The sequence below is a fragment of the Methanosalsum zhilinae DSM 4017 genome (genome assembly GCF_000217995.1).
GTDB classification, from domain to species: domain Archaea; phylum Halobacteriota; class Methanosarcinia; order Methanosarcinales; family Methanosarcinaceae; genus Methanosalsum; species Methanosalsum zhilinae.
Genome location: NC_015676.1, coordinates 1,302,201 through 1,317,749, shown reverse-complemented (window position 1 = coordinate 1,317,749; position 15,549 = coordinate 1,302,201). Strand labels below are relative to the sequence as shown.

Here is a 15,549-nt window from a genome sequence, read left to right as displayed (position 1 = left end):
TGATAACAGATGGCAAGAATTAATTATTCCGTGGAATCTGATAAGGATTCAACTGCCAGAGCAATGGGTTCAGAACTGCATATATCTCCTAAAAAATCAAGGGAACTTGGCAGGGCTATAAAGGGAATGCGTACAAAAGCTGCAAGAAAGTATCTTGAAGATGTCACTGCTCTCAAACAGGCAGTACCTTTCAGAAGACACTGTGACAGCCTTGGTCATAAAAAAGGCTCAATGGCAGCAGGCAGATATCCTGTTAAAGTTGCACAGGAGTTTTTGAAAATTTTAAAAAATGCTGAAAGCAATGCAGAATATAAAGGTCTTGAAGCTGAGAATATGTACATTTCACATATATCTGCTAAGAGAGGACGTGTGATACATGGTATGCGTCCAAGAGCTCGTGGGAGAGCTACTCCTAAGAATACAGAAACTGTGTATGTAGAGATGATTTTAAAAGAGGTGCGCTAATGGCAATTGAGAAAAAGTTCGTACAGGACGGCTATGTAAAAGCCTCAATGAACGAATATTTTGCAAAACAGTTAAGCAGAGCAGGCTATGGCGGAATGGATCTTAACAGGACTCCCATGGGTACTCAGATCACGATATATGCTGAAAAACCTGGTATGGTGATTGGAAAGGCAGGTAAGGTAATCCGCAAGCTGACACGTGAGGTTGATCGGATGTATAATCTGGACAATCCTCAAATTGATGCTCAGGAGGTCAAGAATCCTGCTCTGAATGCTCAGATAATGGCTTCAAGACTTGCTTCATCCATTGAAAGAGGATGGTATTTCCGTAAAGCAGGACACAATGCAATGCGTGCTATCATGGGTGCAGGTGCTCTTGGTTGTGAGATCGTTCTTTCAGGGAAGCTGACCGGATCAAGATCACGTGTGGAAAAAATGGTTAATGGATATATCAAACATGCTGGTAAACCCGTGGATGATATCGTAGATTATGGATTTGCTACAGCAGTAAAGAAACTTGGTACTATTGGCTGTGTGGTTCGTATAATTCCCCCAGGTGCTATTCTTCCTGACAATTTTAACCTAATAGAAGTTCCTGTGAAAGAAGAAGTGAAGGCTGAATCCGAAGAAGCTAAAAAATCTGCAACTGGTATTGAGGAACTTGTAGATACTGAAGCTACAGGGGAATCAGTAGCAGAGGAAGAAAAGGTGGAGGCCAGTACTCAGGAGACTGAAATAGAGCCAGAAACATCAGCTGAAGCTCCTGTCCAGGAAGCAGAGGATGAAGAATCGTCTTCTAAAGACGAATCTCTAGGAGAGCCTGATGAATCTGAACTTCCAGGGGAAGAACGCCGCCTTGTAGATGGAACCTGGCAACATAAACATGAAGGACATAACTACTGGCATCCAATGGCTCGTATTCACAGGGAGGGCTGATTTATGGCAATCCTTAGAAGGAAGGAAATACGGAATATGACTCCAGAGGAGAGAATGGATGAACTTGAAAAAATGGAATCCGATCTAATCCGTGAATATGCACTTGCATCAGCAGGTGGAGCTCCTGAAAATCCTGGACGAATTGGTGAATTGAAAAGGACCATAGCAAGGATAAAAACAATCCAGCATGAGTTAAAGGAGAGTTGAATTGGAGATTTCATGCTCAAATCTGATATTTCATGAACTAATAGGTCTTAATGTAAATATAACAGATTCGAGTAACAAAAGCTACGTAGGTATGGAAGGCAGAGTTGTTGATGAAACACAGAACACGTTGATTATAGATACTGAGAACGGTGAAAAAATGGTTCCAAAAAAAAATTCAACTTTCGTGTTTCAAATAAAGAACAATTCTGCTGAAAAATATGTACAGGTTAATGGTAATCTATTACTCTCACAACCCGAAAACAGAATTAAGAATATAATGAAAATACGCATGAGGTAATTAGTCATGGTACGAAATATTGGACTGGATGTCCCTATTCCTCAGGAAGAATGTAATGATGTTGATTGTCCTTTTCATGGATCATTGAAGGTCAGAGGTCAAGTTCTATCCGGGAACGTCGTCAGTAACAAAATGACAAAGACAGTGGTTATCCAGAGAAGTCATGAAACACTGGTAGACAAATACCAGAGATATGAAAAGAGACAGTCAAAAATTCATGCACACAACCCTCCATGTATCAATGCAAAGGTAGGGGATGTTGTAACTATTGCAGAATGCAGACCACTAAGCAAAACCAAGTCTTTTGTAGTGATCAAAGCGGAGGAACAGAGATGAAAGGAATGAGATCAAAAATTCCACGTGCATTGAATGCAGGTGCTAATATAGACTGTGTGGATAATACTGGTGCACGAACTGTAGAGATCATCTCTGTGAAAAAGTATAGAGGCGTTAAGAACCGGCATCCAAGAGCAGGAATTGGAGATATGTGCGTCGTTTCTGTAAAGAAAGGAACACCAGAGATGCGAAGACAGATACTGCATGCAGTTGTTGTCCGGCAGAAGAAAGAGTTCAGAAGACCTGATGGTCTTCGTGTATCATTCGAGGACAATGCTGTGGTGATTACTGATGAAACCGGTATACCAAAAGGCACAGATGTAAAAGGTCCTATTGCAAGAGAAGTGGCTGAAAGGTATCCTAAGATAGGTACTACAGCTTCTATAATTGTGTGAGGTGTTATTTATGGTGTCAAAACAACCAAGAAAGCAAAGAAAAGGAAGATACAATGCACCTCTTCATATAAGGCAGAAATATCTAAGAGCCCCACTTTCAAAAGACCTGCGGGAAAAATACGGTCGAAAAAGTGCCCGTGTTGCAGTTGGAGATACTGTTAAAATCGCATGTGGAGATTATGCGGGCATTACAGGCGAAGTTGAAGAGGTCTCATTAAAGAGAGGAACATTATCGGTCGAAGGAGCAATATCCATCAAAGCAGATGGTACTGAAGTAGCAAGGCCGATCCATCCTTCAAATGTTATTATTACAAAACTGGAATTGAAGGATGAGAAAAGAAAATCCAGATTAAGTAAGAAATAAGGTGATTTTTGTGGGCAAACATCAAAAAAGAATATCAGTACCTAAAAGTTGGCAAATACCAAAAAAAGCCAATAAATGGGCATTATCAACAAGACCAGGCCCTCACCATAAAGCACAGAGCGTTCCAATCGGGATTGTTCTAAGGGATATGCTGGAACTTGTGGACAATAGTAGTGAAGCTAAGAAGGTTTTGTCAGATGGAAAAATACTGGTTGACGGAACTGTGAGAAAAGATGTACGTTTTCCAATCGGATTATTTGACATTATAACAATTCCACTGAATAATCTTTCATATATAGTACTCCTTGATAGGAAGGGAAGATTGGTCTTGAATCAGCTACAGGACATAACTACCACAAAGCTGTGCAAGATCAATGGAAAGACCACTGTCAAAGGAGGAAAGGTTCAGCTTAATTTAAGTGATGGTACCAATATTATAGCTACCAGTGAGTACAAACCTAACGACTCAGTTATAATCTCTTTACCTGATAAGGAGATAGTAAAGCATATTGAGTATAAAGAAGGAAACCTTGCGATGATTGTAGGCGGTACTCATTCAGGTGAACTTGGAACTATCAGATCTATAAATAAGGTTCGCAGCTCTAAGAATAACACCGTAGCTGTATCAGGTGAGTATGACTTTGAAACAATCGAAGATTATGTTGTGATTGTTGGGGAGAAAGAACCTGAAATAGACCTGGGTGGTGAAACTTATGAGTAATCCTATGCTAATCCCTAAAGTTGATAAGGTAGTTGTCCATATGGGTGTTGGTGAAAGTGGCCAGCATCTTGTAAATGGTGAAGGGATTCTTGAAAAGATCACTGGGCAAAAAATAGTTGAAACACATGCTAAAAGGACTCTTCCAGGATTTGGAATTAAGAAAAAAGAACCTATTGGCTGTAAGGTTACACTTAGGGGAGAGCGAGCAGAAAATTTCCTCAGCACATCTCTTGAAATTATAGAACACAAACTTGATTCAGCACAGTTTGATAATAATGGGAACGTGGCTTTTGGAATTGAGGAGCATACCGATTTTCCTGGAATGAGATATGATCCAAACATTGGCATATTCGGAATGGATGTCATTGTAGTCCTCAAACGCCCTGGATACAGGATAGGTAAGAGGGTGATTGCAAAACGTAAGGTACCCATATCACATAGGATAACCAAAGAGGATTCAATATCGTTCTTTAAAGATAAATATGGCGTGGAGGTAGAATGATGGCTCAGGTCAAAAAAGAAGACACGGTAGCTTTACTTGAATGCAGGCGCTGTGGTAGAAAGCAGGGTCTTGTGAGAAAATATGGGATATGTATGTGTCGACATTGTTTCCGTGAGATGGCCCATGAAATGGGATTTGAAAAATATACATGAGGTGAATTATTATGGTTTTATTGGATCCTCTGGCTAATGCACTGTCAACTATAAAAAATGCAGAAGATATTGGAAAACAGTCCTGCACAATTAAACCGGCTTCTAAGCTAATTGGAAATGTACTCAAAGTCATGAAGGATAACGGATATATTGGCGAGTTTGAGTTCATTGAAGACGGAAAAGCAGGAATTTATGAGGTAAAGCTGATTGGAAGAATTAATAAATGCGGAGCAATTAAACCGCGATATTCAGTACAATCCGAAGAATTTGAAAAATGGGAAAAACAATATTTGCCAGCTAGAAATTTTGGAGCACTTATTCTCACAACTTCTGAGGGTGTATTGTCTCAGATCGAGGCGCGTGAGAGTAATATCGGCGGCCAGCTACTCGCATATGTGTACTGATGATTGAGGAGATGAAGATATGGCAAAAGAAATTACTAAAGTTGTACCAATCCCTGATGATGTCACAGTTACATTTGAAGGAAATATACTAAAAGCATCTGGAGAAAAAGGAAGTAATGAAAGGCATTTCTGGTATCCAGGCATAAGTATAGAAATAGCTGATTCAGAAATTATTGTCGACGCTGTATCTAACAAGAAAACACAGAAGGCAATGGTTGGTACTATCGCATCCCATATGCGTAATATGATCAAAGGGGTAACCGAAGGCTTTGAGTATAAAATGAAGGTTGTATATTCTCACTTTCCTATGCAACTCAAAGTAGAAGGAAATAAGCTTGTGGTCAATAACTTCCTTGGTGAGAAAAAACCCCGCTCTGCCAGGATCGTTGGTGATACGACGGTCAAAACAAGTGGAGATGAAATCATAATTGAAGGAATCAATAAGGAAGATGTTGGTCAGACTGCAGCAAATATTGAACAGCTGACCCGGATTAAAAAATTTGATCCACGTGTATTCCAGGATGGAATATACCTAACGGAGAAGAGAGTGTAGGTGGTCTAAATGGAAAATACCAATAATGGTGAACTTGCGATGGATGAAGAATCAAAACGTCTATTTAAAGTGCGAAAAGTTCAGAAGGATAAAAAGCCCCAGTTTAAAAGGGCAGATTCACATAAACACAAGCGTCTTGATTCCAACTGGAGAAAACCAAGAGGTTTGCAGAGCAAGCTTCGAAGGCACATAAAGGCAAAAGGTTCTCTTGCACAGGTAGGATATGGTAGTCCTTCAAAGGTAAAAGGCCTTCATCCTTCCGGATATCAGGAAGTTATGGTTAACACTTTATCTGATATTGATAACGTAGATCCATTAACTCAGGCAATCAGGATTGGAAGAACTGTAGGAGGCAGAAAAAGGTCTTTAATAGAGTCAAAGGCTATGGATATAGGAATTAAAATCCTTAACCTTCGAGGAGGTGCTGAAGAATGACAGACCTATCCAATCAGAAAAGAATGGCATCTGAAATACTTAAATGCGGTGTTCACAGGGTCTGGATGGATCCTACAGCTTCAGAAGAAATTGCAGTTGCAATTACCAGGGAAGATATCAGAACCCTCATACAGAATGGAAGTATTAAGGCACAGAAAGTAAAGGGTGTCAGCCGAGGTCGTGCAAGACTCAGAGATGCAAAACGCAAGTATGGACACCAAAAAGGGCACGGATCAAGAAAAGGTAAAAAAGGTGCACGAAATCCTACTAAAGAACAGTGGATGAAGAAGATCCGTTCACTGAGAAAAAGGCTTAAAGAACTTCGTGCTGAAGGAGCTCTTGAGAAATCTGCTTACTGTAAAATCTATAGAAAAGCAAAAGGTGGAGAATATCGTAATGTAGCTCATCTCGAATCTCATCTTGAGTCACAGAACCTTATCAAAAAGCAGGAATAATTTAATATTTAATTTTTTACAATGAAGATGCGGAGGATTTACAAATGGCAACAGGTCCAAGATATAAAGTTGCATTTAGAAGGCGACGGGAAGGACGAACTAACTATCATCAACGGCTAAAACTTATCTTATCCAAACAGAATCGTGTTGTAGTTCGCAAAAGTTCTAAACATATCCAGATTCAGCTGGTGAATTCCCGTTTAGAGGGAGATGTAACTTTATCATCTGCAGTATCAACAGAATTGAATAAGTATGGTTATGAAGGATCAACTGGAAATACAACTGCTGCATATCTGACAGGATTACTTTTTGGCTACAAAGCTTTGAAGGAAGGATATGACAGTGGAATACTGGATATCGGTTTGCAGGCTTCATCTAAAGGTTCCCGTGTTTATGCAGCACTTAAAGGAACTGTAGATGCTGGATTGGACATTCCTCATAACCCTGAAATATTCCCTTCAGATGATAGAATAAAAGGCGAACATGTGGATGAATATATAGAAGGGTCCAATCTGTCTGAACAGTTTGAAGCAGCCAGAGAGAAGATACTTTCTGATTTTAATTAGGTGATTTAATATGGCTTATGAATATACAGAGGAATGGGTTCCCAAGACAATGCTTGGAAGACTTGTTCAGGAAGGACAGATAACTTCTATTGATGAAGCTATTGATTCTGGGCTCCCAATCCGGGAATCAAAAATAATTGATACTCTATTGCCGGACCTTGAGGACGAGGTTCTTGATATCAATATGGTTCAGAGGATGACTGACTCTGGCCGTAGAGTAAAGTTCAGGGCTACTGTTATAGTTGGAAATGGTGACGGGTTTGTCGGACTTGGGCAGGCCAAGGATGCGCAGGTTGGACCTGCAATAAGAAAAGCCATTGATAACGCAAAGCTCAACATAATCCGGATCAAACGTGGCTGTGGATCATGGGAATGCGGATGTGGCCTTAATCATACAGTTCCATCTGAAGTTCGTGGAAAAGCTGGAAGTGTAATAGTTGAGCTCAAGCCTGCTCCAAGAGGACTGGGACTTGCAGCCGGAAGCACTGCTAAGAAGGTTCTTGAAAAGGCAGGGATAAAAGATGTCTGGACCCGGACCGAAGGAACTACCCGTACCACTCTCAACTTTGCTAAGGCAACATATGTAGCATTAAAGAAAACTAATACAGTAAGATCCCCTCTGAATAATACTGAATTGGAGGCCTATTGAAAATGTATGCTGTAGTTAGAGTTCGTGGTCAGGTAAATGTAAGGGGATCAATTGAGGATACCCTGAAAATGCTTAGATTACACAGGATTAATCATTGTGTTGTTCTGGAAGATAATGCTCACAACAGAGGTATGATCCAGAAAGTAAAGGATTATGTTGCATACGGGGTAATAGATGCAAAAACACTTACCCAGATGCTCAAAAACCGAGGAAGACTGGAAGGAGGTTCTCGACTCACCGACGAATACATTTCCACTAACACAGATTTTGAGTCAATTGAGGACTTTGCTCAGGCAGTCTATGAGAACAGAGCTACATTAAAAGATGTTCCAAAGCTTAAACCCGTTTTCAGGCTTCATCCCCCTCGTAAGGGGCATGCAGGCATTAAGAGAAGTGCGCAGATGGGTGGAGTTCTGGGGAACCACGGTGAAGAAATAAATGGGCTGTTAAATAAAATGAGGTAAGGTGGCTGAATCATGAGTAAATTTAAAACTAAAAAATTCAGAGGCTCCAGAACCTGTGGTGGTGGTACCAGCAAGAACCGGCGTGGAGCTGGAAACAGAGGTGGCCGGGGTAAGGCAGGTGGATGCAAGCACCATAATGTAAGAGCTATGCAACGTGGATACACCTTCGGAAAGGAAGGATTCAAGCGCCCGCAGAAGATGGTCAATTATGTATCTATAGTAAATGTAGGAGAGATCGATGAACTTTCTGACCAGTTGATCGAAGATGGCTTGGCCCAGTTGAAAGATGGTGCCTATCACATCAATCTTGCAGACATAGGTATTGAGAAGGTGCTTGGTAACGGAAAGGTTACTAAAAACCTGATTGTAACTGCAGAAAAGTTCTCCAGCACCGCACGTGATAAAATAGAAAGCAGTGGTGGAAAATGTATTGAACTGAAGGAGTAATGCCATAAAGGACATTACTTCTCCCTGACGTTTTCTGCGTTGCGGCGATCTGAGATTTAAAAATTTTTAAGAGGGAATAATTTATGAGTTTTAGGGAGAGTTTGGGACCAATTTTTAGCAAATTACCGGCTGTAACAGGACCTGAAGGTCATGTCCATTTCAAAAGCAAACTGTGGTGGACACTTGCAATTCTGCTGTTGTATTTTGCACTTAGGAATGTTCCTTTGTTTGGATTATCCCCGGAGTCCATAGATCTTTTTGAGGCATATCGTGCATTCTTTGCAGGTGCACACGGATCACTACTTCTTCTTGGTATTGGGCCAATCGTCACAGCATCAATTGTGCTGCAGTTGCTGGTCGGTGCCGATGTAATTAAACTGGATCTTTCAGATCCTGCTGATCAGGCATTCTTCCAGGGTGCACAGAAATTTCTGGTTTTTGTAATGATTGTTCTGGAAACGCTTCCGCAGATATGGGGTGGCTTTTTGCTTCCGGATCCAGGGTTAGCTCAGGCACTGGGTGTAAGTCTTGGAGTCATCACATGGATGATATTCATTCAGGTTTGTATCGGTGGTGTGCTGATACTATTTATGGATGAGATAGTTTCAAAATGGGGAATTGGCTCTGGTGTAGGACTATTTATTGTTGCTGAGGTTTCCCAGCAGATTATTACCGGTCTGATCAACTGGAGACCTGATCAGGTTGGCCTCCCAATAGGTGTTATTCCAAAATGGATACATATTCTTCAAAATACTCATCTACTGGAATTTTCACTGGATGGGATAATGTTTATAATGATCACCGGTGGAATACTAGCACTTATTACCACAGTTGGTATTTTCCTTCTGGTTGTTTATGCAGAAAGTAGCCGTATTGAGATCCCGCTGGCCCACAGTGCGGCAAGGGGTGCTCGTGGAAGGTTCCCTGTAAAGCTTATATATGCTTCAGTTCTTCCAATGATCTTTGTCAGGGCTCTACAGGCAAACATTCAAATAATTGGTATGCTACTGGACAGCCGAGGCATTACTTTCCTTGGTGAATTCGTTGGATCGACACCTGTAAGTGGTCTGATGTATTATCTATCTCCTATTCACAGTCCTTATGACTGGGTGCCATCTCTTGTGGCAGAATCCTTTGCTGGAATGGGTGTTGCGGCTCCTGCAACCTGGCAGATTGGTCTGCATGTTTTAATTGATGCAACCATTCTAATCGTTGGTGGTGCCATATTTGCAATTTTCTGGGTTGAAACTACCGGTATGGGTGCAAAACAAACATCTCAGAAGATATTCAATTCCGGAATGCAGATTCCTGGATTCAGGAGAAATATAGGAAGTATTGAGAAGGTAATGGGCAGATATATTCCAAAAGTTACTGTGATTGGTGGTGCATTCGTTGGACTTTTAACTCTGATTGCAAGCCTTCTTGGTACAATTGGTGAGGCTGGAGGTATGGGTCTTCTGCTTGCTGTAAGTATTCTATATCGGCTGTATGAAGATATTGCCTCAGAACAGATGATGGAAATGCATCCAATGCTTAGATCATTCTTTGGTGGAGAAAAATAATTAAGGAGGTTTCTCTGAATGAATCTGATACTATTTGGACCGCCTGGTGCCGGTAAAGGCACCCAGGCTAAAAAACTTTCTATAAAGTATGACATTCCTCATATATCCACAGGTGATATATTGAGAGAAAATGTAAAATCTGAGACCGAGTTGGGACTTGAAGCTAAAAAATATATGGATAAAGGAGAACTTGTACCGGATGATGTTCTTATCAACCTGATAAAGAACAGGTTATCTGAAGATGATACATCTTCAGGTTTCCTGCTTGATGGGTATCCAAGAACAGTTCCTCAGGCAGATGCACTCGACGACATCCTGGACGAACTTGATAAACCAGTAGATGCAGTAATTAATCTTGATGTCCCGGATGAGGAACTGGTAAGACGTCTTTCTGGAAGACGTTTGTGCAATGACTGTGGTGCAAGTTATCATGTTGAATTCAATCCTCCTGAGAAGGAAAATATCTGTGATCTGTGTGGTGGACAACTTTATCAGCGGGATGATGATAAAAAGGATGTAATATTGCAGAGATTGTCTGTCTACAAGAAACAGACTTATCCGCTTATTGAATATTATGAAGACAAAGATGTACTTATGACAATAGATGGTACAGGAAATGTAGACGAAGTACTTAATAGAATCAATACTTTATTAAGTAAGTAATGATTTTGAGTACTAATTAAATACAAAAATTTGTCATGGTGAGGATTGCCTTGAAAAATTCCGATTTTAAAAATGTACTGGATAAATTGTTAATTGCTTTTGGAGTGTCACTTCTATTTGGTATTTTGCTGTTTGGTGAAGATTTCAGGCAATCAATTGGTAACGCATTTGAAGTTCTGATGGATCCTGTGATGTTTGTTGTAGGAGGGGAGGAACATTTTCATATTGCACTTCTTATACTTGCTGCAGTGACTGCTCTTTATGCTTCCCTTATTCAGAAATACACTATTGACTGGCGTAAGATGCGGCTAACTCAGGAAAAGATGAAAGCATTCCAGAAAGAGTTCAGGGAAGCACAGCTATCCCAGAATACTCATATGCTGAAAAAGATGGAAAAACAGCGTTCTGAGATGATGTCTGAACAACTGGAGATGTCCAAGCAGCAGATAAGACCAATGATCTATATCAGTGTAATTTCACTGCCTCTGTTCCTCTGGGCTTATTTTTATATAAGTACGCATGGGGATATCACAATGATATTTCCGTTTATAGGTGAGCGGAATCTTGTAGATGGTATACTTGGGCCTATACAGTACTGGATATTCTGGTATTTCATCACATCTCTGGGTGTAAGTCAGCTTATTAGAAAATCACTAGATATCGGTGGCCTGTAAATGCTTTTGACAGTCAGCGGTCTTCCCGGCAGCGGAACAACCACAGTATCCCGAATACTCTCAGAATATTATAACATTAGACTTGTTTCTGCTGGAGAGGTATTCAGAGCTCTTGCCAGAGAAAAGAACATGTCCCTTGAAGAGTTTGGATCACTGGCAGAAAATGATCCTTCTATAGACTCTATGATAGATGAGAGGCAGAAGGAAATTGCTACAAGTGAGAATAATATAATACTTGAGGGCAGGCTTGCCGGACATATGGCTGAAATGGCGTTTCGCATATGGATAAAAGCTCCAATGGAAGTTCGTGTTGAAAGAATTGCAAAAAGAGAGTCCATGGATTTTGATCAGGTATTTAATGAGACTAAAATAAGGGAAGCTTCCGAATCTCTAAGGTACAGGGATTTTTATGGAATCGATATCAATGATCTATCAATATATGATATCGTGGTAGATTCTAAGAACTGGATTCCTCGTGAGATTGCTGATATATTGATTCTAGCAATTGATAGTTATAATGAGTCTGACTGAAATTTTTATGAATAGTTGATTCGTCATGGGCCCTTATACTAAACTTCCCTCTGAAACTGAACGAAAGCTGATACATGTATCTAAAAGCAGTGTCAGTGTAGAATATGGTTGTTCTCCACACATGCGCCCGATTGATGAACATATAAATAGGGGCGTTATCAACCTGCTGAAGCCAAAAGGTCCCACCAGTCATGAAGTTACAGCATGGGTGAAGGACATTCTTCATTTAAAGAAGGCAGGCCATTCAGGTTCCCTTGATCCTGTAGTGGATGGCCTGCTTCCTATAATGCTTGGAAAGGCCACAAAAACAATACGAGCGCTTCGACTTTCTGGAAAGGAGTATGTATGCCTTATGAGACTTCATTCTTCTGTTCCTGAAAAGAAAATAATAAGGGTATGTTCGGAGTTTGAGGGCCAGATCTTCCAGATACCTCCCTTGATTTCAGCTGTAAAAAGAGCAGTAAGGATTAGGAGGATATATTATCTTGAGATAATTGAAATGAAAGATAATCTTGTTCTAATGAGGATTGGATGTGAGGCCGGGACATATATCCGAAAATTGTGTCATGATATTGGTGAAGCTCTTGGATGTGGTGCCCATATGCAGGAGTTGAGACGTACCAAAACAGGACCTTTCAATGAAGATACGGCCGTTACTCTACATGACGTTACTGATGCATACACTTTCTGGAAAGAACATGGAGATGAATCTGAACTTCGCAGGGTCATTCTTCCCATGGAAGAAGGTCTCAAACATCTGCCCCCTGTTGTTATCAGGGACAGTGCTGTGGATGCAATCTGTCAAGGTGCATCACTGGCAGTACCAGGTATTGTGAGCCTGGATTCTATGATCAAAAAAGACGATACGGTCTGTATCTATACTCTAAAAGGCGAAGCCGTTGCTCTATCAAGGGCTGTGATGACTACTGATGAGATTCTTGAAAAAGACTCGGGAATTGTTGCAGTGACCGAAAGAGTAATAATAGATGCCGGCACTTATCCATCAGCCTGGAGCAAAACTGGTTAATAATTGCTCTAATGTTATGTCATACGAAATGCCGAGGTAGTCTAGCGGTAAGGCGCAAGCCTGGAAAGCTTGTGGGGCTTCAGCCCCTCGGGAGTTCGAATCCCCCCCTCGGCGTACTATTTTTACTAACATTTATTTGATCATTCATTGCTTTAAAAAAAGGAACTCATCTCAAATTTGAATCAGATCAACAGGAGCAGATATTAATACTCTGATAAGAATCATTTGAGCAGGGTGGGATAACATGAGGGTCTGGTCAATTTTTGTTATAATGAGCATATTGATAATCCTGATATTTTGTCAGATCTCTTCAGGCCATGTTCCCCAGTTTGCAGATAATGGCTACAGTATTGATACTGCAATTGAAGTAGATGATCCTCTGAAATCATGGGTTTTTTATTCTCATCTACCGGATTCTGATATTGCTCAGTATTATACATTTGAAATGGGAGAAGGTGACCGGCTAAAACTATCTCTTACGGTTCCTCGCAATCAGGACTTCATTCCAGATATGATTCTCATAGGCCCGGCTATAGAGATGGACGGAGATGTTCCGGAATATATTGACATTCCTGAAAATAAAGGGGCCTGGTTAATTAGAGGAGAAACGCCTGAAAAAGGGTCTTATGAACCCTTCACACCTTCAAAATATTATAATGTGGTGGATATTGATACAGTTGCACCATCTGCTGGTAAATATCATGTTGTGATCTACTCTGACAAAAATGGTGGAGAATATGCATTTGTCATTGGATATCTGGAATCATTCACAATAGTTGAGTGGATTACAGTTCCGGGATATGCTATTGGAATACATCTTTGGGAAGGCCAATCAATATTTTTCATACTGGCACCTCTTATTATTACTCTGTTGACAGGCCTTTCTATTGTATTTAATAAAGGAAAGAATCTGTCTTTCTTTGCAATTACAGGCATAACCGCAGGATTATTTTATATTGGAAGTGCAGCAATGAATCTCTATCAGATGATAATTGCAATGATGGGCACCGATGCAGGTTTTCTGGTAATTGTAACTCTTGTCCTGATAGCTATTTCTGTGCTAATGGGCTTGCTTCTCATAAAAATATCACTGCAAGACCATGTAGGAAACAAAGAAAGATTATCAATGGCTTTAGTTAGTGTTGCAGGCCTTTTTACATGGTCCGGGATACTCATCGGTCCGCTGATCGCACTTGCAACAGTAATTTTTCCAGGAAGACAACAAATGAATTGATCGAGCACAGCATTTGAAATCACACTCATCAAAGTAAGTATACATTCATAAATTCTAAATACAATAATACTGAATATACAGTCTAAAATAAAAATGGAGATAATCTCAATTGGTAATTTCTACAGTGATAATTGTTCTTTGCCTGGTTGCTTTTGCAGCCATTCACAGTTTTATGGCAAGTCTGAAATTTAAAAGAGCAATTATAAAGGCTCTGGGTCCCAGAGCAGAAAAACTGTATCTTCCCGTTTACAGTCTGATTGCAGTGCTGATGATACTTCCTGTTGTTTATCTGCTCTACAGGTATCCTGGCCAGGTTCTTTATGTGGTACCCTATCCCTGGTTCTGGCTAATGGTTACAGGTCAGGCGATTGCTGCGGTGATTGCGCCCAGGGCCTTTATGGATGCACCTCAGAGGTTCAGGATACTTTCTCAGTTATCTGTATCAGGAACACCCGAAGCAGGTGAACTGAAAATTCGGGGGATATACAGATGGGTGAGAGATCCTTTTCTACTTTCCGGCCTGGTCATACTGTGGCTTACTCCATTCATGACGGTAAACTTGCTTGTGCTATATATTTTTGCAAGCATATACCTGTATATCGGATCCCTGCACTGGGAGAGTAGGCTGGTGTCACAGTTTGGTGATAAATACATTCAGTATCAGAAAGAGGTTCGCAGAATAATTCCTGGTAGGGGGTATAAGGGAGATGTCAGCAATTTCTGAACAGTATTTTCCAGATTGGGTCTATGACTGGATACATTCTTAAACAGGTAGCTGACAATACTAAAAATACTGCTGAATAAATTCTGAAAATAAATTGCATCTACAGTTGATGAAAATCTCACAAATAAAGTTATATACAACTTATATTATATACAGCGAAGCTATTACGTTCAATAAAAATCTGGATTAGTATCTGGTATAATGGATATATTTATGTAATATTATATTGGATGATACATTTGTAATCTCAGAGCCTTTATTGGCTGTGCTGGAATCATGTGGATTTCAGGGCTACGGGATGTGTGATTACATCCTTAAGGAGGAAAATTAAATGGCAAATGAAGAAATTAGACATTTAGTTCGTATCATGAATACTGACCTGCAGGGTGATCAGCCTGTGCAGTATGCACTTACAGGTATTCGTGGAATAGGAAGGCGTACTGCAAGGATTCTGACTGAGTGTGCAGGTGTGGATCCTACAGTTATGATAGGATATCTATCTGATGAAGATGTGCAGAAGCTCAACAAAACCATCAATGATTTTGAGCAGAACATCCCTCCATGGATGTTAAATCGTCAGAAAGATCCTGTTACAGGTGATGATAAGCATCTTTTGGGCCAGGATATTATATTAACTGTGCGTGAAGATATCAATACTCTCAAGAAAGTACGTGCCTACCGCGGAATACGCCATGAGAGAGGTCTTAAGGTCAGAGGACAGAGAACGAAGTCTACTGGAAGGGGTAGCACTACAGTTGGCGTAAGCAAAAAGAAATGAAGGTGATT

General features: G+C 40.4%; 26 protein-coding genes and 1 tRNA gene. All 27 read left to right on the top strand.

Annotation, left to right across the window (positions count from 1 at the left end):
• Positions 1–9 precede the first annotated feature (9 nt).
• The 27 genes from MZHIL_RS06205 (at position 10) to MZHIL_RS06075 (ending at position 15,541) form a co-directional block, all read left to right on the top strand.
• The gene (locus MZHIL_RS06205; protein WP_013898515.1) at positions 10–465 is read left to right on the top strand and encodes a 50S ribosomal protein L22; all 456 of its coding nucleotides are present in this window, start codon (positions 10–12) and stop codon (positions 463–465) included.
• Entirely contained in the window at positions 465–1,400 is a 936-nt protein-coding gene (locus MZHIL_RS06200) for a 30S ribosomal protein S3 (protein WP_013898514.1), read from the top strand. The genes MZHIL_RS06205 and MZHIL_RS06200 overlap by 1 nt, the downstream gene beginning before the upstream one ends.
• A gap of 3 nt (positions 1,401–1,403) precedes the next feature.
• Positions 1,404–1,607, top strand: coding sequence for a 50S ribosomal protein L29 (gene rpmC, locus MZHIL_RS06195; protein WP_013898513.1), 204 nt, complete (start codon positions 1,404–1,406; stop codon positions 1,605–1,607).
• Position 1,608: 1 nt separating this feature from the next.
• Positions 1,609–1,905, top strand: coding sequence for a ribonuclease P protein component 1 (gene rnp1 / locus MZHIL_RS06190; protein ID WP_013898512.1), 297 nt, complete (start codon positions 1,609–1,611; stop codon positions 1,903–1,905).
• A 6-nt stretch (positions 1,906–1,911) separates the two neighbouring features.
• Positions 1,912–2,241 (top strand): 30S ribosomal protein S17, encoded by a 330-nt coding sequence (locus MZHIL_RS06185; protein WP_013898511.1) that lies wholly within the window; start codon positions 1,912–1,914, stop codon positions 2,239–2,241.
• On the top strand, positions 2,238–2,636 hold the full coding sequence (locus tag MZHIL_RS06180; RefSeq protein ID WP_013898510.1) for a 50S ribosomal protein L14: 399 nt from the start codon (positions 2,238–2,240) through the stop codon (positions 2,634–2,636). Before MZHIL_RS06185 ends, MZHIL_RS06180 begins: the two co-directional genes overlap by 4 nt.
• Before the next feature lie 10 nt (positions 2,637–2,646).
• Entirely contained in the window at positions 2,647–3,000 is a 354-nt protein-coding gene (gene rplX, locus MZHIL_RS06175; RefSeq protein ID WP_013898509.1) for a 50S ribosomal protein L24, read from the top strand.
• A gap of 10 nt (positions 3,001–3,010) precedes the next feature.
• A complete protein-coding gene (locus MZHIL_RS06170; protein ID WP_013898508.1) occupies positions 3,011–3,721 on the top strand; it encodes a 30S ribosomal protein S4e in 711 nt (236 codons plus the stop codon).
• Entirely contained in the window at positions 3,714–4,223 is a 510-nt protein-coding gene (locus MZHIL_RS06165; protein WP_013898507.1) for a 50S ribosomal protein L5, read from the top strand. The genes MZHIL_RS06170 and MZHIL_RS06165 overlap by 8 nt, the downstream gene beginning before the upstream one ends.
• Positions 4,220–4,375 carry a 30S ribosomal protein S14 gene (locus MZHIL_RS06160; RefSeq protein WP_013898506.1) on the top strand — a complete coding sequence of 52 codons (156 nt, stop codon included), beginning with the start codon at positions 4,220–4,222 and terminating at the stop codon, positions 4,373–4,375. The genes MZHIL_RS06165 and MZHIL_RS06160 overlap by 4 nt, the downstream gene beginning before the upstream one ends.
• 11 nt (positions 4,376–4,386) lie before the next feature.
• Positions 4,387–4,779: a 30S ribosomal protein S8 gene (locus tag MZHIL_RS06155; protein WP_013898505.1), complete on the top strand. Its 393-nt coding sequence runs from the start codon at positions 4,387–4,389 to the stop codon at positions 4,777–4,779.
• A gap of 19 nt (positions 4,780–4,798) precedes the next feature.
• Positions 4,799–5,332 (top strand): 50S ribosomal protein L6, encoded by a 534-nt coding sequence (locus MZHIL_RS06150; RefSeq protein ID WP_013898504.1) that lies wholly within the window; start codon positions 4,799–4,801, stop codon positions 5,330–5,332.
• A gap of 9 nt (positions 5,333–5,341) precedes the next feature.
• A complete protein-coding gene (locus MZHIL_RS06145; protein WP_013898503.1) occupies positions 5,342–5,767 on the top strand; it encodes a 50S ribosomal protein L32e in 426 nt (141 codons plus the stop codon).
• Positions 5,764–6,222: a 50S ribosomal protein L19e gene (locus MZHIL_RS06140; RefSeq protein WP_013898502.1), complete on the top strand. Its 459-nt coding sequence runs from the start codon at positions 5,764–5,766 to the stop codon at positions 6,220–6,222. The genes MZHIL_RS06145 and MZHIL_RS06140 overlap by 4 nt, the downstream gene beginning before the upstream one ends.
• 44 nt (positions 6,223–6,266) lie before the next feature.
• On the top strand, positions 6,267–6,788 hold the full coding sequence (locus tag MZHIL_RS06135) for a 50S ribosomal protein L18 (protein WP_013898501.1): 522 nt from the start codon (positions 6,267–6,269) through the stop codon (positions 6,786–6,788).
• Between the two features lie 10 nt (positions 6,789–6,798).
• On the top strand, positions 6,799–7,437 hold the full coding sequence (locus MZHIL_RS06130; RefSeq protein ID WP_013898500.1) for a 30S ribosomal protein S5: 639 nt from the start codon (positions 6,799–6,801) through the stop codon (positions 7,435–7,437).
• A gap of 2 nt (positions 7,438–7,439) precedes the next feature.
• Positions 7,440–7,901 (top strand): 50S ribosomal protein L30, encoded by a 462-nt coding sequence (locus MZHIL_RS06125; RefSeq protein WP_013898499.1) that lies wholly within the window; start codon positions 7,440–7,442, stop codon positions 7,899–7,901.
• Positions 7,902–7,913: 12 nt separating this feature from the next.
• Complete coding sequence (locus tag MZHIL_RS06120; protein ID WP_013898498.1) at positions 7,914–8,348, top strand: uL15m family ribosomal protein; 435 nt, start codon at positions 7,914–7,916, stop codon at positions 8,346–8,348.
• Positions 8,349–8,431: 83 nt separating this feature from the next.
• Positions 8,432–9,910 carry a preprotein translocase subunit SecY gene (secY, locus tag MZHIL_RS06115; protein WP_013898497.1) on the top strand — a complete coding sequence of 493 codons (1,479 nt, stop codon included), beginning with the start codon at positions 8,432–8,434 and terminating at the stop codon, positions 9,908–9,910.
• Between the two features lie 18 nt (positions 9,911–9,928).
• A complete protein-coding gene (locus MZHIL_RS06110; RefSeq protein WP_013898496.1) occupies positions 9,929–10,573 on the top strand; it encodes an adenylate kinase in 645 nt (214 codons plus the stop codon).
• Positions 10,574–10,623: 50 nt separating this feature from the next.
• A complete protein-coding gene (locus tag MZHIL_RS06105; RefSeq protein WP_013898495.1) occupies positions 10,624–11,247 on the top strand; it encodes a DUF106 domain-containing protein in 624 nt (207 codons plus the stop codon).
• Positions 11,248–11,778, top strand: coding sequence for a (d)CMP kinase (gene cmk, locus MZHIL_RS06100; protein ID WP_013898494.1), 531 nt, complete (start codon positions 11,248–11,250; stop codon positions 11,776–11,778). It abuts the gene before it with no gap.
• A gap of 25 nt (positions 11,779–11,803) precedes the next feature.
• Positions 11,804–12,805, top strand: a complete 1,002-nt coding sequence (locus MZHIL_RS06095; RefSeq protein WP_013898493.1) for an RNA-guided pseudouridylation complex pseudouridine synthase subunit Cbf5 — start codon at positions 11,804–11,806, stop codon at positions 12,803–12,805.
• Positions 12,806–12,835: 30 nt separating this feature from the next.
• Positions 12,836–12,919, top strand: a tRNA-Ser gene (locus tag MZHIL_RS06090).
• A 130-nt stretch (positions 12,920–13,049) separates the two neighbouring features.
• The gene (locus MZHIL_RS06085; protein WP_013898492.1) at positions 13,050–14,039 is read left to right on the top strand and encodes a hypothetical protein; all 990 of its coding nucleotides are present in this window, start codon (positions 13,050–13,052) and stop codon (positions 14,037–14,039) included.
• A gap of 109 nt (positions 14,040–14,148) precedes the next feature.
• Positions 14,149–14,763, top strand: a complete 615-nt coding sequence (locus MZHIL_RS06080; RefSeq protein ID WP_013898491.1) for a methyltransferase family protein — start codon at positions 14,149–14,151, stop codon at positions 14,761–14,763.
• Positions 14,764–15,094: 331 nt separating this feature from the next.
• Positions 15,095–15,541: a 30S ribosomal protein S13 gene (locus MZHIL_RS06075; protein WP_013898490.1), complete on the top strand. Its 447-nt coding sequence runs from the start codon at positions 15,095–15,097 to the stop codon at positions 15,539–15,541.
• Positions 15,542–15,549: the final 8 nt, after the last annotated feature.